Raw genomic sequence first — 25,816 nt, 5'->3', positions numbered from 1 at the left:
TCACACATTCATAAAAGTCTAGATGACCGCAAAGGTGCCTTGCGCCTTGGCGACGAGCTTGTCGCCCTGAACCACTTCGGCCTCCACGACCAGCGTGCGACGCCCGGCATGCAGGACCTTGGCGATGCACAGCACTTCACCTTCGGAAACGCCGCGCATGTAGTTGATCTTGCACTCGATGGTGACGCTGCGTTGATCGAAACCGTGGGAACTGGAACAGGCCAGCCCCATGCCGATGTCGACCAGACTGAAGATCGCCCCGCCATGCATCACGTTGCCCCGGTTGCGCAGATGCGCCTCCAGAGGCAGCGCGACTTCAGCGACGCCCTGATCCAGACGCCGCAGCTCGCACCCGAGCATCTTGAAATAAGCGCTGTGGATCAGGTCCTCGGGAATATCCATCAACGTTTCTTCAGCTGCTTGGCGTTGGCGAACAGCGAAGCCATGGCGTTATTGGCCGGAGCCGCTGCCACGGTTTCCTTGCGGGGCGCGCTGCTCTGCTGGCGTGGTGCAGAGCCGGGACGAGGGCCGCGGGCACCGTCGATTTTCTCGCCGGGCGTATCGCTCATGCGCATCGACAGACCGACGCGTTTGCGCGGGATATCGACTTCCATGACCTTGACCTTCACCACGTCGCCGGCCTTGACCGCTTCACGCGGGTCCTTGATGAATTTCTCGGACAGCGCCGAGATATGCACCAGACCGTCCTGATGCACGCCGATATCGACGAAGGCACCGAAGTTGGTGACGTTGGTGACCACGCCTTCGAGGATCATGCCCGGTTGCAGGTCCTTGAGGTCCTCGACGCCTTCCTGGAACTCGGCGGTCTTGAACTCCGGACGCGGGTCGCGGCCCGGCTTTTCCAGTTCTTGCAGAATGTCGGTCACGGTCGGCAGACCGAAGGTTTCGTCGGTGAACTTCTTCGGGTCCAGACGCTTGAGGAAGCTGGCATCGCCGATCAGCGAGCGAATGTCGCGATCGGTTTCAGCCGCGATGCGTTGCACCAGCGGATAGGCTTCCGGGTGGACAGCGGATGAATCCAGCGGGTTTTCGCCATTCATGACGCGCAGGAAGCCGGCAGCCTGTTCGTAGGTCTTTTCACCCAGGCGGCTGACCTTTTTCAGCGCAGCACGTGTCTTGAATGCACCGTTCGCATCGCGGTGAGCGACGATGTTCTGGGCCAGTGTGGTGTTCAGGCCGGAAATACGGGCCAGCAAGGCTACCGAAGCGGTGTTCACGTCCACGCCCACGGCGTTCACGCAGTCTTCCACCACGGCATCCAGGCCACGGGCCAGTTTCAGTTGTGAGACGTCGTGCTGGTATTGGCCTACACCGATGGATTTCGGGTCGATCTTCACCAGTTCGGCCAGCGGGTCCTGCAGGCGACGGGCAATGGACACGGCACCCCGGATCGAAACGTCCAGGTCCGGGAACTCCTTGGCGGCCAGTTCAGAGGCGGAATACACCGATGCCCCGGCTTCGGAGACCATCACCTTGGTCATTTTCATGGCTGGATATTTCTTGATCAGCTCGGCGGCCAGCTTATCCGTTTCGCGGCTGGCGGTACCGTTGCCGATGGCGATCAGGTCCACCGAGTGCTTGGCGCAGAGGGCGGCCAGTACAGCGATGGTCTGGTCCCACTGGTTCTTGGGCACATGCGGATAGACCGTGGCGTGGTCGAGCAGTTTGCCGGTGGCATCGACCACCGCAACCTTGCAACCGGTGCGCAGGCCCGGGTCCAGGCCCAGTGTGGCGCGCTGGCCAGCCGGTGCAGCCAGCAGCAGGTCATGCAGGTTATGGGCGAAAACGTTGATCGCTTCGGTTTCCGCGCTGTCGCGCAGTTCGCCCAGCAGGTCGGTTTCCAGATGGCTGTAGAGCTTGACCTTCCAGGTCCAGCGCACGACTTCGGCCAGCCACTTGTCGGCCGGACGGTTCTGGTTATGCACGCCGAAACGCTCGCCGATCATCAGTTCGCAGGGATGCGTGGTGCCGGGCAGTTCTTCACCGACTTTCAGGGCCGAGCTGAGGAAGCCTTCGTTGCGGCCACGGAAAATCGCCAGGGCGCGGTGGGACGGCATGCTTTTGAGCGGTTCGTCGTGCTCGAAGTAATCGCGGAACTTGGCGCCTTCCTCTTCCTTGCCGGGGACCACGCGGGCGCTGATCACGGCTTCCTGCATGAGGAAGTTACGCAGCTTGTCCAGCAGGGTGGCGTCTTCGGCGAAGCGCTCCATGAGGATGTACTTGGCACCTTCCAGTGCCGCTTTCACGTCGGCCACGCCTTTTTCGGCATCGACGAAGCGCGCTGCTTCGGCTTCCGGGGCCAGGGACGGGTCGTTGAACAGGCCGTCCGCCAGCTCGCCCAGACCCGCTTCGAGTGCGATCTGGCCTTTGGTGCGGCGTTTCTGTTTATAAGGGAGGTACAGGTCTTCGAGGCGGGTCTTAGTGTCGGCCAGCTTGATGTCGCGGGCCAGCTCCGGGGTCAGCTTGCCTTGCTCTTCGATGCTGGCAAGGATGCTGACACGACGCTCGTCGAGTTCGCGCAGATAGCGCAGACGTTCTTCCAGATGGCGCAATTGCGTGTCATCAAGACTGCCAGTCACTTCCTTGCGGTAGCGCGAGATGAAGGGAACGGTCGAGCCTTCATCCAATAGTGCTACGGCCGCTGCGACCTGTTGAGGGCGCACGCCCAGTTCTTCGGCGATGCGGCTGTTGATGCTGTCCATAAGACCACCTGGAGTTGTGAGCAAAAAACTGGATTCTGTACAAAAAACGATCTTGCCTGACCTTTGCTCGACAGCCTTGTATCAGGGCTGGCGAACCGCCATAGTCCGGCATTGCCTGACTTTGAGGGCCGCGCATTATACCCGGCGCAGTCCGATTAGGGGATTGGCCGACAAACGCGAGCTGTTTTGCGCAACGGAATCACGCATTCATGTCGCCCCCAGTAAAATCTGCTAACAATGCACACGGTGCGCATCACCGCAGCTACGCCATAATGCGCCCCGAGATCAAAGGAGCATCCGATGAGCAGCACTGCACAAAATGCTGAAGGCGAAAAAATCCTGATCGTCGATGACGATCCGGGGTTGAGCAGCCTGTTAGAACGTTTTTTCACCAGCAAGGGCTATCGTGCCCGTGCGGTGGCCAATGTCGAACAAATGGACCGTTTACTGTCCCGCGAGGTCTTCAACCTTGTGGTTCTGGACTTGATGCTGCCCGGAGAAGACGGTCTCTCTGCCTGCCGTCGCTTGCGCTCCGCGAACAATCAGGTTCCGATCATCATGCTCACGGCCAAAGGCGACGAGCAAAGCCGTATCAAGGGGCTGGAGCTGGGCGCAGACGACTATCTGGCCAAGCCTTTCAACCCGGACGAACTGATGGCCCGCGTCAAGGCTGTCCTGCGTCGTCAGGCCGCGCCGGTTCCCGGTGCTCCGGGCAGTGAAGACGAGTCGGTCAGCTTCGGTGACTACGTGCTGTCCCTGGCCACCCGGGAGCTCAAGCGCGGTGACGAGGTACATATGCTCACCACCGGTGAGTTTGCCGTACTCAAGGCACTGGTCATGCACGCTCGCGAGCCGTTGACCCGCGACAAGCTGATGAACCTGGCCCGTGGCCGGGAATGGGATGCCCTGGAGCGGTCCATCGACGTACAGATTTCCCGTCTGCGTCGTCTGATCGAGCCGGATCCTTCCAAGCCGCGCTATATCCAGACGGTCTGGGGGGTGGGTTACGTGTTCGTTCCGGATGGAGCCGGGAGTCGTTGACCGGTCGCTTGTAAGCGCAGAGCACCGAAGTCCTTGTCCGTTACGTCGATAGCCTGAACAGGTTATCGACGTTTTGGTTTTTGCGTTTGTACCCCATGGTCCCGTGATCCGCGCACTGGCGAGTCCGGTTCGCCCTGCAAAGTGTATAGCTGCAGTTATGAAGACTCCGCTCTGGTTTCCGCAAAGCTTTTTCTCCCGCACCCTTTGGCTGGTGCTCATCGTCGTGCTGTTTTCCAAGGCGCTGACGCTGGTCTACCTGTTGATGAACGAAGATGTGCTGGTCGACAGGCAATACAGCCACGGTGTCGCCCTGACCTTGCGTGCCTATTGGGCGGCGAATGAAAACGACCGTGAGGCGATTGCCGAAGCGGCCGGCCTGATTCGTGTCGTCGGAGGCGGTGTGCCGGAGGGTGAACAGCACTGGCCGTACAGCGAAATCTATCAGCGGCAGATGCAGGCCGAGCTGGGTGCCGATACCGAGGTTCGTCTGCGCGTTCATGCGCCGCCCGCCCTGTGGGTACGGGCACCGAGCCTCGGGGATGGCTGGCTGAAAGTGCCTCTTTACCCGCACCCGTTGCGCGGTCAGAAGATCTGGAACGTCTTGGGCTGGTTCCTGGCCATTGGTCTGCTGTCCACCGCGTCGGCATGGATCTTCGTGCGGCAGCTCAACCAGCCGTTAAAACGGTTGGTGTTTGCCGCTCGGCAGCTGGGGCAGGGGCGCAGCGTACGTTTGCCGATCAGCGATACGCCCAGCGAAATGACCGAGGTTTATCGCGCCTTCAACCAGATGGCTGAAGACGTCGAACAGGCCGGGCAGGAGCGGGAGCTGATGCTGGCCGGGGTTTCTCACGATTTGCGCACACCCTTGACCCGTCTGCGCCTGTCGCTGGAACTGATGAGCGACGAAAACGAGTTCACCGAAGGCATGGTGCGCGATATCGAGGACATGGATGCGATTCTCGATCAGTTCCTGGCATTCATCCGTGATGGCCGCGACGAAGAAATCGAAGAGGTCGACCTGAGCGATCTGGTGCGTGAAGTGGTCGCGCCGTTCAACAGCGCTGACGAACACATTCGTCTGTGCCTTGAGCCGATTCCACCTTTCCCGCTGCGTCGGGTTTCGATGAAACGGCTGCTGACCAACCTCATCGGCAACGCGATGCACCATGCCGGTAATGGCATTGAAGTTGCGGCTTATGTCTCCGGCGACACCAATGCGCCTTATGTGGTGTTGAGTGTGCTGGACCGCGGCGCGGGTATCGATCCGTCGGAACTGGACATCATCTTCAACCCGTTCATCCGTGGCGACCGTGCCCGCAGTGGCAAGGGCACCGGCCTCGGGCTGGCCATCGTCAAGCGGATCGCGGCCATGCATGGCGGTAATGTCGAGTTGAGAAACCGTTCGGGCGGCGGGCTGGAAGCACGAGTGCGCTTGCCGTTGGGGCTGATGCTGCCCCGGGATGCTGTCTGACGGTTGATTCTGAACTGTAGGAGCGAATTTATTCGCGAGAGGCCCGTGAAGTTGAAGAAAATCTATCGCCTTCAATGACGTCTCGCGGATGAATCCGCTCCTACAGGCGAGCGGGCTTTATCCTTTCCCTTTGGTCCGCGTCATGTGCGGGCCGCTGTTCTTTTCCAGATACTCGATAATCATCCCGGCCACGTCCTTGCTGGTCGTCATTTCAATGCCTTCCAGACCGGGTGAGGAGTTCACTTCCATGACCAGCGGGCCATGGTTGGAGCGCAGGATATCGACCCCCGCAACACTCAATCCCATCACCTTGGCGGCGCGAAGGGCGGTCATGCGCTCCTCCGGGGTGATCTTGATCAGGCTGGCGCTGCCGCCCCGGTGCAGGTTGGAGCGGAACTCCCCCGGACGTGCCTGACGCTTCATCGACGCGATGACCTTGTCGCCTACCACGAAGCAGCGAATATCCGCGCCGCCCGCTTCCTTTATGTACTCCTGCACCATGATGTCCTGCTTGAGGCCCATGAAGGCCTCGATCACCGATTCGGCCGCCGTGGCCGTTTCGCAGAGCACCACACCGATGCCCTGGGTGCCTTCCAGTACCTTGATGACCAGCGGTGCGCCGTTGACCATCTGGATCAGGTCGGGAATGTCGTCCGGAGAGTGGGCAAAGCCGGTAACCGGCAGGCCGATGCCCCGGCGTGACAGCAGTTGCAGCGAGCGCAGCTTGTCCCGGGAGCGGGCAATGGCCACGGATTCGTTGAGCGGAAAGACGCCCATCATTTCAAACTGGCGCAGGACCGCGCAGCCATAGAAGGTGACAGAAGCCCCGATCCGCGGGATCACGGCATCGAAGCCTTCCAGCGGTTTGCCGCGGTAGTGGATCTGTGGCTTGTGGCTGGCGATGTTCATGTAGGCACGCAGGGTGTCGATCACCACCATCTCATGGCCACGCTCTATACCGGCTTCGACCAGACGACGGGTGGAATACAGACGCGGGTTACGCGAAAGCACAGCGATCTTCATGCAGCACCTGAGGAAGTAGAGACCGGGAACACCGGCTTGTCTTGAACGTAAGTAATGCCCGGATTGACCACCAGTTGGCCGTCGATCAAGGCGTTGGAACCCAACAACAGTCGATAGCGCATCGACTTGCGACAGGCCAGCGTGAACTCCACCGGCCATATGCGATCACCCAGGGCCAGTGTGGTGCGAATCACGTAGCGCACCTGTGCCTGACCGTTGGAGCTTTTAATGGTTTTCATGGCAACCAGTTGCGCCTCGCATCGACGGTGTCGCAACTGCACCACCGTGCCCAGGTGCGCATTGAAACGAACCCATTTCTGGCCATCGCGTTCAAACGGTTCGATTTCGGTGGCGTGCAGGCTTGAAGTGCTCGCGCCGGTATCGATTTTTGCCCGCAGGCCCGCGACCCCCAAGTCTGGTAGCGCCACCCACTCGCGCAGGCCGATAACTGTCAGATGATCAAATGTCTTCAAGGCGATTCCATAAGGTTCAAGACTTCTGCCAGACACCAGGATCAACCTGGGCCAGTGCTTTGAACGCAGGCCGGGCGAACCAGTAGCCCTGCATCAGGAAAATTCCGCAGTCAGCGAGAAAGTCACGCTCTTCGGCATGTTCGATGCCTTCGGCGATCACTGTAATCCCCAACTCCACACACATTGTGACAACACTACGAACAATAGCCTGACGTGCACGATCACGATGGATATCCCGAATCAAATCCATGTCGAGTTTTATCAGGTCAGGTTGAAAGTTCGCCAGAAGCGTCAGCCCGGAATAGCCTGCACCGAAATCGTCGATGGCGGTCATGAAACCGAATTCGCGATATTCGCGCAGAATATTGCTCAAGTGGCCATAGTTATCTACATGCTCATGCTCGAGTGTCTCGAAAATCAGGCGCTCCAGCGGGAAGTTATGCTGCCGGGCCGCTTCCAGAGTGCTGCGGATACAAAGTTCGGGACGGTACACGGCATTGGGCAGGAAATTGATCGACAGGCGCTCGCTTATGCCCAGACCGGCGGCTCCGGCGATGGCCTGGGTTCGGCAGCGCTGGTCGAAGCGATAGCGGTTGGCATCCGTAACCTGGCTCAGCACCGAGTATGCGCCCTCGCCATTGGGGCCTCTGACCAGCGCCTCATGAGCGAAAATCGACTGGTCGCGAAGGTCCACGATCGGCTGATAGGCGAACTCGAACGAGAAATCCAGTGCAGGGCTGCCTGTGCATCCCTCACAGCCTTTTTTGGGTGTGGTCAATGAGGTCGGAAATTCAGTCATGTCGCGCTCCGGGGTGATGAGGGGATCAAATCCGCACTGACCTCTTTTGACAAGCATGGAAGGCTTGCCTCATGTTCGAGACGGCATGGGGGGATGTTCGATGACCGGCGATGGTATACGGTCACTTTTTGCAGTGAGCTTACAGGCTCGGACTGCTTCATGAATGAGGAATTCACATGGCGAAAAAGACTGAAGAGGACGACGACAAGGTTCGGCTGGACAAATGGTTGTGGGCCGCACGTTTTTTCAAGACACGTGCCCTGGCCAAGGCAGCCATAGAAAGTGGCAAGGTGCATTGTCGTGGCGAGCGTTGCAAGCCGGGCAAGGAGCCCCATGTCGGTGACGAGATTCTGGTGCGCACAGGCTTCGATGAGCGCACGGTTGTGGTCGAGGCGCTCTCCATCGTGCGACGTGGCGCGCCCGAGGCTCAAACGCTGTACCGCGAAACCCCGGACAGCATTGCCAGGCGCGAGCAGGCAGCAGCCCAGCGCAAGGCGGGCAATCTGGGCGTGACGACCGATGGACGACCGAACAAGAAGCAGCGTCGGCAACTGTTCGAGTTTCGTGGCAGCAATCACAGCGACTGATGATGTATGCCCCGGTGATCGGCCTGAATACCCGTTCGGCTTGGAAGAGAGCCGCATAGCCCATAAAATGCCCGGCAACGGTATGGCAGAGTGCGCCCATGGGCGTATGCGGTCTTTTTTCCGCCGACTGCCATCACATCAATTGTCACCCCTTCAGATACCTTCTTCTTATGCATGATTTCCCGGACATCGACTTCACCCAGCGCTTCATCTTTGACGAAAGCGACGTTCGTGGAGAACTGGTTGCGCTGGAGCGCAGCTACGCCGAAGTGCTCGCCAAACACCCCTACCCGGAACCGGTCGCGCAACTGCTCGGCGAACTGATGGCGGCCGCAGCCCTGCTGGTCGGCACCCTGAAATTCGACGGGCTGTTGATTCTCCAGGCGCGCTCCAGTGGTGCGGTGCCGCTGCTGATGGTCGAGTGCTCCAGCGAGCGCGAATTGCGTGGCATTGCCCGCTACGACGAGTCCTTGATCGCGCCGGGCGCAGGCCTGCAAGACCTGATGCCCGAAGGCTCGCTGACCCTGACGGTCGACCCGCGCCAGGGCAAGCGCTATCAGGGCATCGTGGCGCTGGATGGTGTCGACCTGTCGGAAAGCCTCTCCAGCTACTTTGTGATGTCCGAGCAACTGGGCACCCGTTTCTGGCTCAAGGCCGACGGGCATCGCGCCCGTGGTCTGTTGCTGCAACAGCTTCCTGTCGCACAGATCACCGACCCTGAAGAGCGCGACGCCAGCTGGGAACACGTCATTACCCTGGCCAACACCCTTTCGGCCGAGGAATTGCTGGGCCTGGACAACCCGACCATCCTGCACCGTCTCTATCACGAAGACCCGGTTCGCCTGTTCGATATCCAGCCGATCTGCTTCCGTTGCAGCTGCTCTCGCGAACGTTCCGCCAATGCGCTGGTCAGTCTTGGTCTGGAAGATGCGCAGCAGCTCGTTCAAGAGCACGAGGGTTCGATCGAGATCGACTGTCAGTTCTGCAATGAACGCTATTTGTTCGATGCCGCTGACGTCGCCCAGCTCTTTGCTGGAGGTGGCGTCGATTCGCCATCTGACACGCGCCATTAATCACTGGCGAAACTGTCTCAGAACATCGTGTGGGCGGCCGTAATGCGGTTCTGACAGGAGGGTCCTACCATTTTTGGGCTTTTCTGGCATAATCCCGCCCACTTTTCCGCTGTAGTAGTGGTTGTTTTTTTACTACAAAACCGTTTGAAGCACTCGGCCACTGGCCGACGGGGACCCTGATGACGCAAGCAAACAACGCTGTGTACACCGATCTGAGCATCGACGAACTGGTCAAGGAAGCCCTTGCCCGTGGCGAAGGCGAGCTTTCCGACACCGGCGCGCTGGTTGTGCAAACAGGCCATCGCACTGGTCGTTCGCCTGCCGATCGTTTCATCGTTGAAGAGCCGAGCACTCAGGACGCAATCGCCTGGGGCACGATCAACCGCAAGTTCCCGGCCGACAAGTTCGATGCCCTGTGGGATCGTGTTGCTGCTTACCTGAGCGAGCGCGAGCGTTTCGTTTCCCACGTCCATGTAGGCTCCGATCCGGCTCACTACCTGCCTGTCAAGATGACCACCGAGACGGCATGGCACAACCTGTTTGGCCGTTGCCTGTTCATCAACCCCGAGCAGTTCAACCCGGCTGGCAAGGACGAGTGGCAGATCTTCAACGCCCCTTGGTTCGTCTGCGAGCCAGAGCGTGACGGCACCAACTCCGACGGCACCGTCATCATCAACTTCGCGGCCAAGAAAGTGCTGATCGCGGGCATGCGCTATGCCGGCGAAATGAAGAAAGCCATGTTCTCGGTACAGAACTTCCTGCTGCCAGCTGCCGACGTGCTGCCAATGCACTGCGCGGCCAACATGGGCGAAGAGGGCGACGTGACCCTGTTCTTCGGCCTGTCCGGCACCGGCAAGACCACCCTGTCCGCCGACGAAAGCCGTTACCTGATCGGTGACGACGAGCACGGCTGGGGCGTGGGCGTTGTGTTCAACATCGAAGGCGGTTGCTATGCCAAGTGCATCGACCTGTCCGAGAAGAACGAGCCCGTCATCTGGAAAGCCATCCAGCACGGCGCCGTTCTGGAAAACGTCGTTCTGGACCCGGCCACCAAGAAAGCCGACTACGCCGACGACAGCCTGACTCAGAACAGCCGCGCCGCTTACCCGCGCGAGCTGATCGAAAAACGCGCACCGCTGAACCTGGGCGGCGAGCCAAACGCTGTGATCTTCCTGACCTGCGACCTGACCGGCGTACTGCCACCAGTGTCGATCCTCAGCGAAGAACAAGCGGCCTACCACTTCCTGTCGGGCTACACCGCACTGGTCGGCTCGACTGAAATGGGTTCGGGCGCTGGCATCAAGTCCACCTTCTCCACCTGCTTCGGCGCACCGTTCTTCCCGCGTCCGGCTGGCGAATACGCAGAGCTGCTGATCAAGCGCATCCGCGGCTTCGGCTCCAAGGTCTACCTGGTCAACACCGGCTGGACCGGCGGTGGCTACGGCGTGGGCAAACGCTTCAACATCCCGACCACCCGTGGCGTGATTGCAGCGATCCAGAGCGGCGCGTTGATCGGTGCTGAAACCGAGCACCTGGACACCATCAACCTCGACGTACCGAAGTCGGTACCGGGCGTTGAAACCGGCCTGCTGAACCCGCGCAACACCTGGGCTGACAAGGCTGCCTACGACGAAGCGGCCAAAGGCCTGGCTAGCCTGTTCATCGAGAACTTCAAGAAGTTCGACGTGAGCGACGCGATCAAGGCTGCGGGTCCGAAGTTGTAATACGGGCTTGCTGTACAAAAACCGCCCTTCGGGGCGGTTTTTTGTTTTTGGCGAAGGCTTTTCGCGAATGAATTCGCTCCTACAGGGGCGGGGTAGGAGCGAATTCATTCGCGAAAGGCCCACAAGAAATGTGACGATTCCGAAAGACCGATCCGTATCTTCTGCACGAAACTTCCCTGACAATCCCACCCCGCTTGTGCCTGCCCGAACATGGAGTAGCCTGCATCCGCCGCTGCAAAATCAGCGGTCGGGTGTGAGAACCTGTTTTGTTTGGGTAATAGCTCGTCGTCATTTGGCGTGTTCTATGGCGGCTGTGTACGGGCAGACTTCGGTCTGGCCGGGTTACCCTGCACCGGTTTCTCACCCTGTACACAGCTGCCACCCTTTGTCGTGTGAGATCGACAAAAGCTGGCTCCCGTTCAATGCAGGGAGAAATCGCAATGCTAAAAATAACCCCCGATCCCCCCATCAAACTCGAAGAAACGCTGTTGCGCGTTTCCGACCTTTTGCGCTGTGCATCGGCTGCAGCCTATGAAACCGGCGACCAGCTCAATGGCCAGAAACGTGATCTGGCCTTCTCAGTCATGTATTTGATCGAGATGGCGCAGGTGTTGGTCGATCGCTCGCTGGAGAATGTAGAAGTCGTGGCATGAGGCTTTTCGCGGATGAATCCGCTCCTGCACTGTAGGAGTGGATTCATCCGCGAAACCTCCTTGCAGACCCACGAGGTTTTATTGTTTCCTTGGGGCACATGACGACGAGGAGCAGTGTCTTGAGCGCGACCGATATCCAGATTCAACGTTTCGAGCCAAACGACCAACAAGGCGTGTTCGATGTGATCGTGCCGATCCAGCGTGAAGAGTTCGGCATTGCAATCACTGCCGAAGATCAGCCTGATCTCAAGGCCATCCCCGAGTTCTACCAGAGCGGTACGGGCGATTTCTGGGTTGCGAGGCAAGGTGAGCAGGTCATTGGCACGATCGGCCTCAAGGACATCGGTTCAGGGCAGGCGGCGTTGCGCAAGATGTTCGTGGCTGCGCCGTTTCGCGGTCGAGAGTTCGGGGTGGCGGCCCGTTTGCTGAGTTGCCTGATCGAAGGGGCGGGGAAGAAAGGCGTCAGTGAAATCTTCCTCGGCACCACGGACAAGTTCCTGGCCGCGCATCGTTTCTACGAGAAGCATGGCTTTACCGAAGTGGCCAAAGAAAGCCTGCCAGCCAGCTTTCCGATCATGGCGGTGGACAGCAAGTTCTATAAGCTGCGCCTTCTACCCTAACGGGTTGAAACCGTTGTCTGCGCTGCAATAGCGTTGCAGCGCAGCCTTGCTGGAGTCGGTCTGGGTCTTCTCCCATTTCTTTCTCCAGCTTTTGCATTGATCCCGGAAATACACCTTCGCGCCTTTGCGGCATTCACGGTACTCGAACGAGCCCTTGTTCCAGTTCGTGCAGACACTGCTGCCTTCGATGCGGTTATCGGTGATGTTCCAGACCGCACGGTAGTGGAGTCGCTTGTCCCATTGCTGCACTGTGGCCCATTCAACGCTTTGTGTCTTGGTGTGTCCTGACCGTGAGGTCTGTTGATCGGACCGGTATTGCGCCATGTACTGATCGGAAACCATGCCCTGAGCATGCGTATTGTGGAACGCCTGCGGGAACTGGCCGAAGCGACAGGTCGCGACAGAGTGGTCGATGAGGTTGTCCGGGCCGATGCAGTTGGCCAGCGGCTTTGGAGGCTGCGCGGTCTGCGGCTCAGAGGCTGGAAGCGAAGCGGTCGCCATGGTCGCCGGTGCCTGACGCTGGGGCTGGACATAGACCGTTTTACCGGTGAACACACGCTCGGTGCCGCTGTAATGAAACACGCCATAAGCCCCCAGGCTCACGGGTATCAGCACGGCCACTATATTGCGGTAGAACGTTGGAAGCCTCGATGGGCGGCGTTGCACATAATGCGCGGCGGCGTCCTCATCGGCACTGAGGTGCTCGTATGAGCTGCGTGAGTTTTGCATGGCATCCGTTCACTGAGTTGCGCGTCCTGCGCTTTAGAGTAAAGAGCGTAAACGGGATAGAGGCTGTTTGCCAGTGGCAGAGAGGCTGTTCGGAAATGTCTGGTCGATTTTTCAGACGGTTTGTTTGATTGTGTCAGTTCACTGCATGGCACTGGCGCACATACGCGATGAGTTCTCGATCGCCGCTCGATACACCGGTTGCAGCGGTTCAGGCCGGTGAGTGATAGTGCGCCTCCAGGTAATCAGGAACTGCCTTGCACATGTTGAAAACACTGGCCGTGGCCAACTATCGCTCGATCAATAATCTGGTGGTGCCGCTGGGACGGCTCAACCTTGTGACGGGTGATAACGGCAGTGGCAAATCCAACCTCTACAAGGCGCTGCGCCTGCTGGCCGAGACGGCTCAAGGGGGCGTGATCGAGGCTCTGGCGCATGAGGGTGGGCTGGACTCGACCTGGTGGGCCGGTCCGGACGTGGTGAGCCGCCGCATGAAAAACGGTGAGGTGCCGGTCGAGGCCGTGCAACGGCGAGAGGCCAAACGCCTGCGTCTCGGGTTTTCGACCGGGGACTTCGGTTTTGCCATTTCACTGGGGTTGCCAGAGCCTTTGCCATACCCCACGGCCTTCATGCTGGACCCCGAGATCAAGCGCGAATGCATCTGGGCAGGCGAGTGGTACAGGCCCGCCTCCTTGTTGATCGACCGTAAGGGCCCGATGATCCGTGCGCGGCAGGGGCGGGAGTGGGAAATCCTCCAGCAATACGGCCAGCCGTTCGACAGCCTGTTCGAGCAACTGGGCATTTCAAGGGATTTTCCTGAAATCGCTGACATGCGGGCGCTGATAAAAGGCTGGCGTTTCTATGACCATTTCCGCATCGACAGAGACGCCCCCGTCCGCCAGCCGCAACTGGGCACCCGCACGCCGGTGCTGAACCACGATGGCCGGAATCTGGCGGCGGCCTTGCAGACCATCATCGAAGTGGGCGAAGTGGAGGACTTGCAGCAGGCACTGACCGATGCGTTTCCGGGAACCCGCCTGGAGATCGACGCCGCCCCGGGCGGACTGTTCAGCTTGCGGCTTCACCAGAGTGGGTTGCTGCGACCGCTGACGGCGGCCGAGCTTTCGGATGGAACCCTGCGCTATCTGTTATTGATGGCGGCACTGCTGACCCCGAGGCCACCGTCGATGATGGTCTTGAACGAGCCGGAAACCAGCCTGCATGTCGATTTGTTACCCGCGCTGGCACGGTTGATCATCCGTGTGTCAGAGCGCTGTCAGGTGTGGGTGGTGTCTCACTCCAGTATCTTGATCCGGGAACTGAGCCGTCATGATGACTGCCAGAAAATCGTCCTGGAAAAGACCCTGGGCCAGACCGAAGTACAAGGCCAGCGACCTCTGGAGGCCCCGGCCTGGCATTGGCCTGATTGAGAAGGACGTTTTCCTGTACATACCGTTTTCGCGGATAAATCCGCTCCCACAGCGGTGGGCGCGGATTTATCCATGAAGACGGTATTAAGTTGCGCAAGATCATCGAATTGACACATTCTCTTACGTGCCTTTTAGTCATCCTATGACTTGGCCGGGCTTTTGCTCGGACAACGGGATAACCAGGGTGCTGTCTGCCTGTCGTTCGGCCCTCTCATAAGGAAGTATTTGATGCCTCCAGCTCCCCGTTTTCTTGAGCATTACCGCAAGGCCGATCGCATTATGCTCGGCCTGATCTGGCTGCTGTTTGTGTACTCGACAGGCTTGGCATTCTGGTACGACACCTTTACCCAGGCCATTGTCGTGGGCGGTGGCACCGCATTGGTGCTGACGGGGTTGTATCGCGCTATCAGCGGTACCCGATTGATGCGTTGCTGTGTGGGTGTCGGGCTGATGATCATGGCCGCCCTGCATATCAACCAGGCCCAGGGACTGGTGGAAATCCACTTCGGTATCTTCGTGTTTCTCGCGGTCTTGACCTTCTACCGGGACTGGCTGCCGATCCTGATTGCCGCTGCCGTCATCGCTGTTCATCACGTGGTGTTCCACGCGCTTCAGCATTCGGGCTTCCCGGTGTATGTCATGCACCATGCCGGGGGGTGGGGCATGGTGATGGTGCATGCCGTGTATGTCGTCGTGGAAACGGTGATCCTGATGTATCTGGCGATCCAGAATCAGGCCGAAGCCGTTGAAAACCAGGACATGCTCGACAAGATGCTCGCCACCGCTTCGCAACTCACGACCGACGCCAGGGCAGAGGAGCGAGCCGCCAGAATGTCGCTGACCCAGCGCTTCGAGAGCTTTCTGTCGCAGATCACCGGGCTGGTCGATGGCGTGGTGCGCGACACTCGTGGCCTGGGCGATCTGGGTCATGATCTGGCCCGCGCGAGCGGTACGCTGGAAACCGGTGCCCAGCATCAATTGAATGAAATCGCCCGCATGACCGACGCCATGCAGCGTATGGGCGATGCCATGAACGATATTTCCGGGCATGTCGCGCAGGCTGTACAGCGTGCCGGTGATGCCAGCGAGCAGGTGGCCCACGGGCGCGAAAGCGTCGATCGGGCGCAAAGTGAGATCACCCGGCTGGCCGAACGTATCAATACCACGGATGAAACCGTGCAGGCTCTGGCCGGGCAGTCTGAACAGATCGGCAAGGTGCTGGATGTCATCGGCAGCATTGCCGAGCAGACCAACCTGCTGGCGCTCAATGCCGCGATCGAGGCCGCCCGTGCCGGTGAGCAAGGGCGCGGCTTTGCCGTCGTGGCCGATGAGGTGCGCAACCTGGCGCAGCGCACGGCATCCTCTACCAAGGAAATCCAGGAAATCATCAACGGCCTGCAGCAAGGCAGCCGCGAAGCCGCTGCCGCCATGCACGACAGCCGAGAGGGCGTCGGGCGTTGCGTCGAGGACAGTCAGCGGGCTTCCGAATCGTTGCGGGCCGTGGGTGACGGCATTGGTCATATCACGCAACTCAACGGCCTGATTGCCGCCACCACTGACGAACAATCGACGGCCAGCCGTGAAATCGCCGATCAACTGCGTTCGGTGCAAAGCATTGCCGAAGACACCGCCGCCAACATCGACGTATTGGCGCAAAGCAGCCAACGCCTGCCACCGCTGGCCATGCGGCTTGAGGCATTGGGGCAGACCTTCCACAAATAGGCTTCACGCGAAGACCAGCCCCGAAGACCGCAGCAACTCTTGTGTATAGGGTTGCTGCGGACTGGCGAAAATCTCCCGTGACGGGCCTTGCTCGACCACTTTGCCTTCCTTGATGACGATCAGGTCATGCGCCAGTGCATGGACCACGGCCAGGTCATGGCTGATGAACAGGTACGTCAGACCATGGCGAATCTGAAGGTCACGCAGCAGGGCGACGATCTGTTTCTGGACCGTGCGGTCCAGCGCCGAGGTGGGCTCGTCCAGCAGAATCAGGTCCGGCTCAAGTACCAGCGCTCGGGCAATGGAGATACGCTGGCGCTGACCGCCGGAAAACTCATGGGGGTAACGATGGCGGGTGGCAGGGTCGAGTCCGACTTCCTGTAAAACCCGGATGACGGTCTGCTCTCGTTCTGCTGGCGTGCCGATCCCGTGAGTGACCAAGCCCTCGGCAATGATCTGTTGCACGGTCATGCGTGGGCTCAGGCTGCCGAACGGGTCTTGAAAGACCACCTGCAACTGACGCCGCAAGGGGCGCATCAGGTGCTGGCTGTGCAGGCTCAGTTCCTTGGTGCCGAAGCGGATGCTGCCTTCGGAGTCCACAAGGCGCAGGATCGCCTGACCCAGTGTCGATTTCCCCGAACCGGATTCGCCGACTATGCCCAGTGTCTTGCCCTTGAGCAGTTCAAAACTTACGCCGTCCACAGCCTTGATGTAGTGAGGGGTGCGCTTGAACCAGCCTTTGTTCAGCGGAAACCAGACTTTCAGGTCCTGCACCGACAGCAGGGTGTGTTGATGAGTCGAAGGCACTGGCTCGCCGTCCGGTTCGGCGTTGATCAACAGACGGCTGTAAGGGTGTTGCGGGTTCTCGAACAGCGTTTGGCAATCCGCCTGCTCGACGATCTGACCCTCACGCATCACACAGACCCGCTGGGCAATCCGGCGGACCAGGTTGAGGTCATGGCTGATGAGCAGCAATGACATGCCCAGACGCTGTTGCAGGGATTTGAGCAGTTCAAGGATCTTCACCTGTACCGTCACGTCCAGCGCAGTGGTGGGTTCATCGGCAATCAGCAGGTCAGGCTCGTTGGCCAGTGCCATGGCGATCATGATGCGCTGACGCTGACCGCCGGAAAGCTGATGGGGATAAGCCGTGAGACGTGAGAGTGGGTCACGGATGCCCACCAGTTCAAGCAGTTCAAGGGTTCGGTCACGGGCGGCCTTGCCCTTGAGGCCCTTGTGGGTGATCAGGATTTCGCCAATCTGTTTCTCCACGGTATGCAACGGGTTCAGCGAACTCATCGGCTCCTGAAAGATCATCGCCACCCGGTTGCCACGCAGGCTGCGCAGTTGCTTGTCACTGGCGCTCACCAGATCCACGCCGTTGTAGCGGATCGTGCCTTGTGTGCTGACGGTTTTCGCCGGTAACAGGCGCAGGATCGAATGGGCCGTGACGGATTTGCCCGAGCCGGATTCACCCACCAGTGCCAGGCATTCGCCACGACGGACATCGAGGCTGACGCCATGCACCACTTCGTTGCCGTTGAAGGCGACACGCAGGTCGCGGATTTCAATCAGGGTTTCTTGCATGTCAGCTCCGAGGATCAAAGGCGTCGCGGCAGGCTTCGCCGATGAACACCAGCAGGGAAAGAATCAACGCCAGGACCACGAAGGCTGTCAGCCCCAGCCAGGGCGCTTGCAGGTTGCGTTTGGCTTCGCCGATCAGTTCGCCCAGCGAGGCGCTGCCGGCGGGCATGCCGAACCCCAGAAAATCCAGTGCGGTCAGGGTGGCGATGGCGCCCGTTACGATGAAGGGCAGGTACGTCAACGTGCTGGTCATGGCGTTGGGCAGGATGTGTCGCCACATCAACGCCGCATCGGTCAGGCCCAGGGCGCGGGCCGCCTTGACGTATTCCAGGCTGCGACCACGCAGGAATTCGGCCCGCACCACATCCACCAGCGCGAGCCAGGAGAACAGCGCCATGATGCCCAGCAACCACCAGAAATTCGGTGAAACGAAGCCGGACAAAATGATCAGCAGATACAGCACTGGCAAACCGGACCAGATTTCCTGAATCCGCTGGCCGATCAGGTCGGTCATTCCCCCGTAGTAGCCCTGAATGGCTCCGGCACAGACGCCGATCAGGGTGCTGATTGCGGTCAGCAACAGGGCGAACAGGATGGAAATCCGTGCGCCGAACAGCACCCGCGCCAGCACATCCCGGGCCTGCTCATCGGTGCCCAGCCAGTTGCGGCTGCTGGGCGGGCTGGGTGAGGGCGCTTCCAGGTCGTAGTTGATGGTGTCGTAGCTGAAGGGGATCGGCGCAAACAGCATCCAGCCGTTTTTGGCGGCGATCAGTTGGCGGACGTAGTCGCTGGAGTAATCCGGCTCAAAGGGCAATTCGCCGCCGAAGTCGGTTTCCATGTAGGTCTGCAAGGCCGGGAAATACAGATTGCCTTCGTAGCTCAGAACCAGCGGCTTGTCGTTGGCGATCAGTTCGCCACACAGGCAGATCAGCATCAGGCCGAGGAAGATCCACAGCGACCACCAGCCCCGTCGGTTGGCCTTGAACAGCGCCATGCGGCGTTTGCTCTGGGGAGAGAACTCGAACATCAGGCACTCCTCGCGGAAAAATCGATGCGGGGATCGACCAGTGTGTAGCACAGGTCGCCCACCAGCTTGATCAACAGGCCGAACAGCGTGAACAGAAACAGCGTGCCGAACACCACGGGATAATCCCGCGACACCGCCGCCTCGTAGCTCATGCGTCCCAGCCCGTCGAGGCCGAAGATGGTTTCGATCAGCAGGGAGCCGGCAAAAAAGACGTCGATCAATGCCTGGGGAATCCCGGCAACCACCAGCAGCATGGCGTTGCGGAACACATGGCCATACAGCACTCGATGTTCCGTGAGGCCCTTGGCCCGTGCCGTGACCACATACTGGCGGCTGATTTCATTGAGGAAGCTGTTCTTGGTGAGGATGGTCAGCGTGGCAAATCCGCCGATCACCAGCGCACTGACTGGCAGCACCAGGTGCCAGAGGTAATCCTTCACCTTGCCCCAGGTGCCGAGGCTGTCGAAGTTGTCCGAGAACAGCCCTTGCGCCGGAAACCAGCTGAGGTAGCTGCCTCCTGCAAAGACCACGATCAGCAGGATCGCGAACAGAAACGCGGGAGTGGCATAACCGATGATGACCAGCGTGCTGCTCCAGACATCGAACGCACTGCCATGCCGCACGGCCTTGCGGATGCCCAGCGGTATGGAGATCAGGTAGGTGATCAGTGTTGCCCACAGGCCAAGCGACAGCGACACGGGCAGTTTCTGGGCAATCAACTCCGTCACTTCGGCACCACGGAAGAAACTGGTGCCGAAATCCAGCTGTGCATAATTTTTGAGCATCAGCCACAGGCGTTCGTGCATGGGTTTGTCGAAGCCGTAATGTTCCTTGATCGCTTCGATCAGGGCCGGGTCCAGCCCGCGTGTACTGCGGCTTGCCGTGCCGGAAGCGGCCACCTCACCGCCTCCGCCGCCGACCCCGTTGGGGCTGAAGCCCTGAATACGGGCGATGGCCTGCTCGACCGGGCCGCCGGGGGCCGCCTGCACGATCAGGAAGTTCACAATCAGAATGGCCAGCAGCGTGGGGATGATCAGCAGCAGGCGTCGAATCACATAAGCCAGCATTTCACGGCTCCTTCGCTGCGGTTGTCTTGCCTTTCAGGGCCGAGGCCTGGGCATTGGTCAGCGGTGTCGGGCTGATCTGCCACCAGGTTTCCAGGCCTGTGTCGTAGATGGGCGCGGTTTCAGGCCGACCGAAACGGTTGGCGAAAACCAGCGGTGTGCCTTTGGAGTAGTAGTTGGGAATCATGTAGTAGCCCCATTGCAGGACCCGATCCAGCGCACGGGCGTAGCGCACCATTTCCTGGCGGCTGTTGGCGGCGACCAGGCCGTCGATCAACGTATCCACAGCCGGATTGCGCAAGACCATGGCGTTGGAACTGCCCACTTCCGTGGCGCTTTGCGAGCCAAACAGGTTGTACAGTTCGCGGCCCGGAGAGATCAGCGGGTTGCCGTTTTTTGGCAGGCTGACCACGATCATGTCGTAGTCCCTTGCGTTGAGCCGGTTGATGTATTGCGCCGAGTCGATGCGCATGAAATTCAGGGTGATGCCGATCTGTGCCAGCGTGCGCTTGAACGGCAGTATCAGCCGGTCGAAGCCGCCCTGGCCGTCGAGAAAGCTGAACGTCATCGGCTCGCCCGCCGCGTTGACCAGCTTGTTGTTCCGGGGATGCCAGCCGGCCTCGGCCAGCAGTTTCAGGGCCTGCAACTGTTTGTCACGGATATAGCCGCTGCCGTCGGTTCTGGGCGGCTGATAGACCTGTGTGAACACTTCATCCGGGATCTGGCCGCGCAGGGGCTCAAGAATCTTCAGTTCGGCAGCGTCCGGCAATTGTGTCGCGGCCATCTCGCTTTTTGGGAAATAGCTCTGCTCGCGCACATAGAAATTGCGCATGACCCGACGGTTCAGCCACTCGAAGTCCCACAGCAGCGATAACGCCTCGCGCACGCGACGGTCCTGAAAGACGGGGTTGTCCAGATTGAAGACAAAGCCCTGGGCCGAAACGGGGCGTTGCTGGGCCAGGATGTGTTTCTGCAGGCGTCCGTCGTCGATGGCCGGGCCGCTGTAGCCGACGGTATAGCCCGCCGAAGAGAACTCCCGGTTGTAGTCGAACGTTCCGGCTTGCAGCAGTTGCCGGGCAATCTCCGTGTCTCCGTAGAAGTTCACGGTCAGGGTGTCGAAGTTATACAGGCCGCGACTGACGGGCAGGTCCTTGGCCCACCAGTCCTTGACCCGTTCAAAGACCACACTGCGGCCGGCGTCGACCTTCGCGACCCGGTAAGGCCCATTACCGAGTGGAGCCTCGAAACCCCCGCCATTGGCAAAGTCCCGGTTCTTCCACCAATGCTCGGGGAGGATGCGCATGCTGGCGATATCCAGTGCCAGCAGGCGATTGAGGTTGTTCTTGAAGTCGAAGCGAATCTGCCGCGGCCCTTCAATGACCACGTCCTTGACGTCTGCATACATGGGCCGGTAGCTGAAGCTGGCCTTGGTGGTCATCAATTCAAAGGTGTAGCGAACGTCCTGGGCGGTGACGGGTTTACCGTCATCGAAGCGGGCCTTGGGGTTGATGAAGAAACGAATCCAGAGGCCATTCGGGTCCATCTCCATTTTTTCCGCGATCAGGCCGTAAACCGTGTAGGGCTCATCGAGCGAACGATAGGCCAGCGGGGAATAGACCCAGGTGTCGAGTTGAATCACGTTGATGCCTTGATCGACGTAAGGGTTCAGGTAGTTGAACTGGCCGATTTCTTCGGCCGCACGGCTCAGTGAGCCGCCCTTGGGCGCGTTCGGGTTGACGTAATCGAAATGCTGGAAACCGGCCGGGTATTTCGGGGCCTCGCCATAGACCGTCAAGGCGTGGGTCGGCGCGGCCAGCAGTGTCTGCCAGCCACTGCACAGAGCAACGCCCAGTAGCAGATGCCGTAGAAAACGGGGGGTACGCAACATGGTGGAGCTGTCCTCGTTTGCGCTGAATACAACATGCACTGCGAAAAAACCTCCGGCCGGGGAAGGTGGATGAGACCTGTAGGGCCGGAGGGGCGAAGCGCAACTCTGGACATGGCTCATGAGCGTGCAGGAGCCACGTCATCACGTCAGAAGTGATAGGTCATGCGGGCGAACAACGTACGGCCCAGCGGGTCGGCATAGCGAGGGTCATAGCCGGACTGGAAGTTGTAGGCCTGATTGGAGAACGGCGGGTCGCGGTCGAACAGGTTACGGACCCCGGCGTCCACATCCAGGACCTTGTCGAAGGTGTGACCGACCGAGAGGTCCCACAGCGCATACGATGCGACCCGGGCGTTGGTGGTGCGGTCATAGTCGTTGTAGCCGCTGGTGAAACGGTTGGTGAGCGACGCACGGGAGTTGCCCAGTGTCCAGGTGCCTGTCAGCACATGTTTCCAGCGGGAGATCACACCGTCTCCCTGGAAATCCCCGACCTTGTCGGTATAAGGGCCGTCGATGATGTTCTGGTAGTCATAACGGGTCACGTAGGTGCCGGTCATGCCCAGGCCGAACTGGCCGTAAGGCGTGTTCGGAAAGCGATAGTCCAGCGTCACGTCGACACCACTGGTCTTGACGATGCCCAGGTTGGCGTTGCCGGTCACGATATTGGCAATCGAACCGTCGGGGTTGCGGATGAAGCGGTCGGCGTAGGTGGTCGGGTCATCGAAGACGGTCGATTCGGGGAACGACTGGATCTGGTTGGAGATGTGAATCCACCAGAAATCCAGGCCCATGGAGAGGGTGCTGACCGGCTGATAGACGAAGCCCAGGGTCACGTTACGAGCTTTTTCAGGAGCCAGGTCGGTATTGCCGCCGCTGTTGTTGAGAAATTGCTGACCGCAATCCCGCCCGGCGTTACCGCCCGGCTGTACAGTGCCACCCGCGCACAGGACCGGGTCGTTGTAGTAGCCCTGAGTGAAGCTCAGGCTTCGCGGTGCATAGAGTTCATACAGAGACGGTGCACGGAAGCCCTCGCTGTACGCGCCTCTGACCACCAGTTGCCTGAACGGCTGGAAGCGGAACGAGTATTTGGGGTTGGTGGTGCTGCCGAAGTCGCTGTATTTGTCGTGACGAATGGCGGCGGTCAATTCAAGGCTGTCGAGCACCGGCACGTTCAATTCGGCGTACTGGGCTTTTACGCTGCGCTCACCCGAAACGCTGCCGGCGGCGTCTGCGCCCAGGCTGCTGACGTCGTTGACGAAGGCTTCGTACTCCTGATGCATTTTCTCCTTGCGGTATTCGCCGCCCAGGGCAAGACCGGCAGGCCCTGCACCAAACCAGTCACCGATTTCCCGGCTGATACGGGCATCGATCCCCGCTACCCGGCCCACGGCACTGGAATATTGGCCGTGGTACTCGTTGGCATCGATCAGTGCCTGGCCTGCGGCTGTCTGCGGGCCGAACGGGTTGATGATGCCGTTGGCCAGTCCGGCGATCATGGCGGCATCGCTGATATAGCCGTTGGTGAGGGAGGAGATGACCTTGTTCTGGTTGTATGAGGCACCGACGTTGTAGTCCCAGCCGCTGACCATGCCGTCGAAGCTCAGCAGGAAGCGCTGGCTGGTGTTCTGATCGCTTGAGCCCCGTGGTCCGGCCGCGGTCTCCCGCCAGGCAGTATCGATGGGTTGGGTCGGGTCGAGCACGAAATCGGTTGGCAAGGGCGTGATGCCGTTACCGGGGTAGAAGGGCGACGATGCGTCCAGCGACAGGCCGGTGAGTGGCGCAGGGCCGATGTCCGTGTGGTTGTTGTTGCGTGCCCAGAAATACTCGAGGTTTATGTTGTGATCGTCCGCCAGCTTGCCGGTGGCCTTGCCGAAGAAGGAAGTCTTTTCTGTCTGCGGGATCAGGTCGATGTATTCGCGGGTGCTGAACCGGCAGATCCCGTTGCTGGCGATCAGGCTGGGTCCGTTGCAGTTACTGCCAGCCAGCGGGTTCGTGCCGTTGTTCCCCTGGTAATAGTTGCCGGGGAAGGCTGTGCCGGACGTCTGGTTGAGGCCGCGTCCCGGTACATAGTCCTGAGCGAATGAGCGGTCGTTGGCGTCCAGGTTCTGCTGCTTGTTGTAGTTGAAGACGCCCATGACATTGAAGCGGTCTTCCTCCAGATCACCGAAGCCCCAGCTGGCGCTCAGGTCCTTGGTGGCTCCGCCGCCACTGTTGGTAGGCGTTTCGCCGCCCAGGCTCAGGGTGCCGTCGGTCATGGATTTTTTGGTGATGAAGTTGATGACCCCGCCGATGGCGTCGGTGCCGTACAGCGCAGAGGCGCCATCACGCAGTACCTCCACCCGGTCGATGGCGGCGAACGGGATCATGTTCAGGTCGATGGCACTGCCGTTGGGGGTGCCGACACCCGACAAGGCGTTGTTCGCCAGACGGCGTCCGTTGAGCAGGACCAGCGTCTTGTTCGCGCCAATCCCGCGCATGTCAGCGTAGGACGCCCCGCCCGTGCCTGCACCGACCGAACCGGCGCTGTTGTTGATCGACTGGCTGCCTGTGATGCGCTGGACCATTTCCTGAGTGGTGGTCACGCCCTGTTTCTTCAGGTCATCGGCCCGCAGGATGGTGATGGGGACGGCTGTCTCGGCATCGACCCTGCGGATCGCCGAGCCTGTGACCTCGACTCGTTGCAACTGAGTCGTGGCGGGAGCAACGACGGCGCTGGAGGATACGGTTTCACTGTTGGTGTCCGCATCGACGGCATCCGCCGCCTGGGCACCACTCATGCCCATGGCCAATGCGCAGAATAAAGCGCGTGGATGGCGCCGAACCGCCAGGGCGATTGGTTTGAGGGTGCAACCGGGAAGATTCATCAGCATGGTAATTTCCGACTTATTCCAGACGTTATTGAAATGGCCTTGTGAGCCCTCTTTTCCCGATGCGGTTGTGCCGACCGGGCGTTCCACTTCTTTTCCAGCAAGCCGCTCCCCTCCACGGGCTTTGCAGCCCACGGACGACCGTGTTCACGGGAGTTGGTCAGAGGGCTTCGCGTGGCGAAGCCCTCATGTCATTTCGAGGTCATGACGGATATCTTCGTAATGCCCGATCGTTCGATCGACGCCATGGCCTTGGCCACCTGGCCGTAATTCACGGCGGTGTCGGCCTGTAACTGGACGCGGATTTCCGGGTCTTTGGCCTTCTCGTCCTGCAGGCTTTTTTCCAGCAGCTCGGGGGCGATTTCAGATTTGGCGAGGTAGAACTTGCCGTCCTGATCGACACTGACCACGACCGGGTCTTTCTTCTCGGCAGGTGCCACCGAGTCGGTCTTGGGCAGGTTGACCTTGATGGCGTTGGTCATCAGCGGCGTGGTGACGATGAACACCACCAGCAGCACGAGCATCACATCCACCAGCGGCGTGACGTTCATTTCGCTGAGCACTTCATCGCTGTCCTGATTGGAGAAGGCCATTAGCTTGCCTCCCGAACGGAGTGGTTGTGTCGGGTCGCGATGGGTTGGCGCGTGACGGCGAAGGCGCTGCGCTGGGCCAGCGAGTCGAAGTCATGGGCGAAATCGTCCATGTCGGCGACGGCCAGCTTCAGGCGGCGAAGGAAGAAGTTGTAGATCAGCACGGCTGGCACCGCGACGGCAATCCCGACCCCGGTGGCAACCAGTGCGTGACCGATCGGACCTGCAACGGCTTCAAGGCTGGCCGAACCGGTGAGGCCGATGCTTTGCAGCGCCTCCATGATGCCCCAGACCGTCCCGAACAGGCCGATGAACGGTGCGGTACTGCCGATACTGGCCAGAATGGCCTGGCCGTTTTCCAGGGCTCGTCGTTCCTTCTGGATCTGTTGGCGCAGGTTGCGTTCCAGGCGGTCGGAGCGGTTGATGGTGTGGGCCAGTTGTTGGGTGGTCCGGGGCGTGTCTTCGACGGCCATCGCCTCAAAGCCGCTGTTGGCGATACGGGCCAGTGCGCCCGGGTATTGGGAGGCATGTTCGGCTGCGGTCAGCAGATCAGGCGCACTCCAGAAGGCCTGGGTGAAGTGTTTGTTCTGGGACTTCTGCCTCACGTACTGCGCTGACTTGATCAGCAGCAATGCCCAGCTCAACACGGAAAACAGAATCAGGGCCCAGAGTACGGCCGGAACAATCATGGAAGAGAGCGATGCATTCATGGTTTACACCTCACCAGCTTG

22 protein-coding genes are annotated in these 25,816 nt (G+C 60.0%); 9 read left to right on the top strand and 13 right to left on the bottom strand.

Features of this window, described 5'->3' with window-relative positions; genetic code table 11:
* Window positions 1-18: 18 nt before the first annotated feature.
* Together ACIPY9_RS04295 and ACIPY9_RS04290 are read right to left on the bottom strand one after the other, a co-directional pair.
* A complete protein-coding gene (locus tag ACIPY9_RS04295) occupies window positions 19-402 on the bottom strand; it encodes a PaaI family thioesterase (RefSeq protein ID WP_400697270.1) in 384 nt (127 codons plus the stop codon).
* Entirely contained in the window at window positions 402-2,723 is a 2,322-nt protein-coding gene (locus ACIPY9_RS04290; protein ID WP_400697268.1) for a Tex family protein, read from the bottom strand. The genes ACIPY9_RS04295 and ACIPY9_RS04290 overlap by 1 nt, the downstream gene beginning before the upstream one ends.
* Window positions 2,724-3,023: 300 nt before the next feature.
* Here ACIPY9_RS04290 and ompR point away from each other — a divergent pair, with 300 nt between their 5' ends.
* Both ompR and ACIPY9_RS04280 read left to right on the top strand, forming a co-directional pair.
* Window positions 3,024-3,764, top strand: a complete 741-nt coding sequence (ompR, locus tag ACIPY9_RS04285) for a two-component system response regulator OmpR (protein WP_400697267.1) — start codon at window positions 3,024-3,026, stop codon at window positions 3,762-3,764.
* A gap of 157 nt (window positions 3,765-3,921) precedes the next feature.
* The gene (locus ACIPY9_RS04280; RefSeq protein ID WP_400697266.1) at window positions 3,922-5,235 is read left to right on the top strand and encodes an ATP-binding protein; all 1,314 of its coding nucleotides are present in this window, start codon (window positions 3,922-3,924) and stop codon (window positions 5,233-5,235) included.
* Between the two features lie 117 nt (window positions 5,236-5,352).
* Here ACIPY9_RS04280 and rimK read toward each other — a convergent pair whose 3' ends face one another.
* From rimK to ACIPY9_RS04265, 3 genes are read right to left on the bottom strand one after another with little or no spacing between them, the layout of a single operon-like run.
* Window positions 5,353-6,258: a 30S ribosomal protein S6--L-glutamate ligase gene (rimK, locus tag ACIPY9_RS04275; protein WP_400697264.1), complete on the bottom strand. Its 906-nt coding sequence runs from the start codon at window positions 6,256-6,258 to the stop codon at window positions 5,353-5,355.
* The gene (locus ACIPY9_RS04270) at window positions 6,255-6,698 is read right to left on the bottom strand and encodes an ATP-dependent zinc protease (protein WP_400697422.1); all 444 of its coding nucleotides are present in this window, start codon (window positions 6,696-6,698) and stop codon (window positions 6,255-6,257) included. Before ACIPY9_RS04270 ends, rimK begins: the two co-directional genes overlap by 4 nt.
* A gap of 49 nt (window positions 6,699-6,747) precedes the next feature.
* Complete coding sequence (locus ACIPY9_RS04265) at window positions 6,748-7,530, bottom strand: EAL domain-containing protein (protein WP_400697262.1); 783 nt, start codon at window positions 7,528-7,530, stop codon at window positions 6,748-6,750.
* Between the two features lie 176 nt (window positions 7,531-7,706).
* On the opposite strand from ACIPY9_RS04265, the gene ACIPY9_RS04260 reads away from it, so the two are divergent.
* The 5 genes from ACIPY9_RS04260 (at window position 7,707) to ACIPY9_RS04240 (ending at window position 12,187) form a co-directional block, all read left to right on the top strand.
* A complete protein-coding gene (locus ACIPY9_RS04260) occupies window positions 7,707-8,117 on the top strand; it encodes an RNA-binding S4 domain-containing protein (protein WP_400697260.1) in 411 nt (136 codons plus the stop codon).
* A 170-nt stretch (window positions 8,118-8,287) separates the two neighbouring features.
* The gene (gene hslO / locus ACIPY9_RS04255; RefSeq protein WP_400697259.1) at window positions 8,288-9,190 is read left to right on the top strand and encodes an Hsp33 family molecular chaperone HslO; all 903 of its coding nucleotides are present in this window, start codon (window positions 8,288-8,290) and stop codon (window positions 9,188-9,190) included.
* A 179-nt stretch (window positions 9,191-9,369) separates the two neighbouring features.
* Window positions 9,370-10,914 carry a phosphoenolpyruvate carboxykinase gene (locus tag ACIPY9_RS04250; protein WP_400697258.1) on the top strand — a complete coding sequence of 515 codons (1,545 nt, stop codon included), beginning with the start codon at window positions 9,370-9,372 and terminating at the stop codon, window positions 10,912-10,914.
* 440 nt (window positions 10,915-11,354) lie between these two features.
* The gene (locus tag ACIPY9_RS04245) at window positions 11,355-11,567 is read left to right on the top strand and encodes a DUF6124 family protein (protein WP_400697256.1); all 213 of its coding nucleotides are present in this window, start codon (window positions 11,355-11,357) and stop codon (window positions 11,565-11,567) included.
* 119 nt (window positions 11,568-11,686) lie between these two features.
* Window positions 11,687-12,187, top strand: coding sequence for a GNAT family N-acetyltransferase (locus tag ACIPY9_RS04240; protein WP_400697255.1), 501 nt, complete (start codon window positions 11,687-11,689; stop codon window positions 12,185-12,187).
* On the opposite strand, the gene ACIPY9_RS04235 is transcribed toward ACIPY9_RS04240, so the two are convergent.
* Window positions 12,179-12,916, bottom strand: coding sequence for a hypothetical protein (locus ACIPY9_RS04235; RefSeq protein ID WP_400697253.1), 738 nt, complete (start codon window positions 12,914-12,916; stop codon window positions 12,179-12,181). The two genes, ACIPY9_RS04240 and ACIPY9_RS04235, sit on opposite strands and share 9 nt — an antisense overlap.
* 260 nt (window positions 12,917-13,176) lie before the next feature.
* Between ACIPY9_RS04235 and ACIPY9_RS04230 the strand changes: the two genes are divergently transcribed.
* Together ACIPY9_RS04230 and ACIPY9_RS04225 are read left to right on the top strand one after the other, a co-directional pair.
* Entirely contained in the window at window positions 13,177-14,343 is a 1,167-nt protein-coding gene (locus ACIPY9_RS04230) for an AAA family ATPase (protein WP_400697251.1), read from the top strand.
* A gap of 228 nt (window positions 14,344-14,571) precedes the next feature.
* Window positions 14,572-16,065 (top strand): methyl-accepting chemotaxis protein, encoded by a 1,494-nt coding sequence (locus ACIPY9_RS04225; protein ID WP_400697249.1) that lies wholly within the window; start codon window positions 14,572-14,574, stop codon window positions 16,063-16,065.
* 3 nt (window positions 16,066-16,068) lie between these two features.
* Here the strand turns inward: ACIPY9_RS04225 and ACIPY9_RS04220 are convergent, their stop codons facing one another.
* From ACIPY9_RS04220 to ACIPY9_RS04190, 7 genes are all read right to left on the bottom strand, one after another.
* Window positions 16,069-17,652 (bottom strand): ABC transporter ATP-binding protein, encoded by a 1,584-nt coding sequence (locus tag ACIPY9_RS04220; RefSeq protein ID WP_400697247.1) that lies wholly within the window; start codon window positions 17,650-17,652, stop codon window positions 16,069-16,071.
* 1 nt (window position 17,653) lies between these two features.
* A complete protein-coding gene (locus tag ACIPY9_RS04215; RefSeq protein ID WP_400697246.1) occupies window positions 17,654-18,676 on the bottom strand; it encodes an ABC transporter permease in 1,023 nt (340 codons plus the stop codon).
* Window positions 18,676-19,743 (bottom strand): microcin C ABC transporter permease YejB, encoded by a 1,068-nt coding sequence (locus ACIPY9_RS04210; RefSeq protein WP_400697244.1) that lies wholly within the window; start codon window positions 19,741-19,743, stop codon window positions 18,676-18,678. Before ACIPY9_RS04210 ends, ACIPY9_RS04215 begins: the two co-directional genes overlap by 1 nt.
* Window position 19,744: 1 nt before the next feature.
* Window positions 19,745-21,628 (bottom strand): extracellular solute-binding protein, encoded by a 1,884-nt coding sequence (locus tag ACIPY9_RS04205; protein ID WP_400697243.1) that lies wholly within the window; start codon window positions 21,626-21,628, stop codon window positions 19,745-19,747.
* Between the two features lie 146 nt (window positions 21,629-21,774).
* Window positions 21,775-24,498 carry a TonB-dependent receptor gene (locus ACIPY9_RS04200; protein WP_400697241.1) on the bottom strand — a complete coding sequence of 908 codons (2,724 nt, stop codon included), beginning with the start codon at window positions 24,496-24,498 and terminating at the stop codon, window positions 21,775-21,777.
* A gap of 188 nt (window positions 24,499-24,686) precedes the next feature.
* The gene (locus tag ACIPY9_RS04195) at window positions 24,687-25,088 is read right to left on the bottom strand and encodes a biopolymer transporter ExbD (protein ID WP_198728112.1); all 402 of its coding nucleotides are present in this window, start codon (window positions 25,086-25,088) and stop codon (window positions 24,687-24,689) included.
* Window positions 25,088-25,774 (bottom strand): MotA/TolQ/ExbB proton channel family protein, encoded by a 687-nt coding sequence (locus ACIPY9_RS04190; RefSeq protein ID WP_400697419.1) that lies wholly within the window; start codon window positions 25,772-25,774, stop codon window positions 25,088-25,090. The genes ACIPY9_RS04195 and ACIPY9_RS04190 overlap by 1 nt, the downstream gene beginning before the upstream one ends.
* Window positions 25,775-25,816 lie beyond the last annotated feature (42 nt).

It is taken from the genome of Pseudomonas sp. NPDC089734 (assembly GCF_044748865.1).
In the GTDB taxonomy this organism is placed as follows: Bacteria; Pseudomonadota; Gammaproteobacteria; order Pseudomonadales; family Pseudomonadaceae; genus Aquipseudomonas.
Note: the sequence above shows the minus strand (reverse complement) of the source record. Positions and strands in the feature narration are given on the sequence as shown.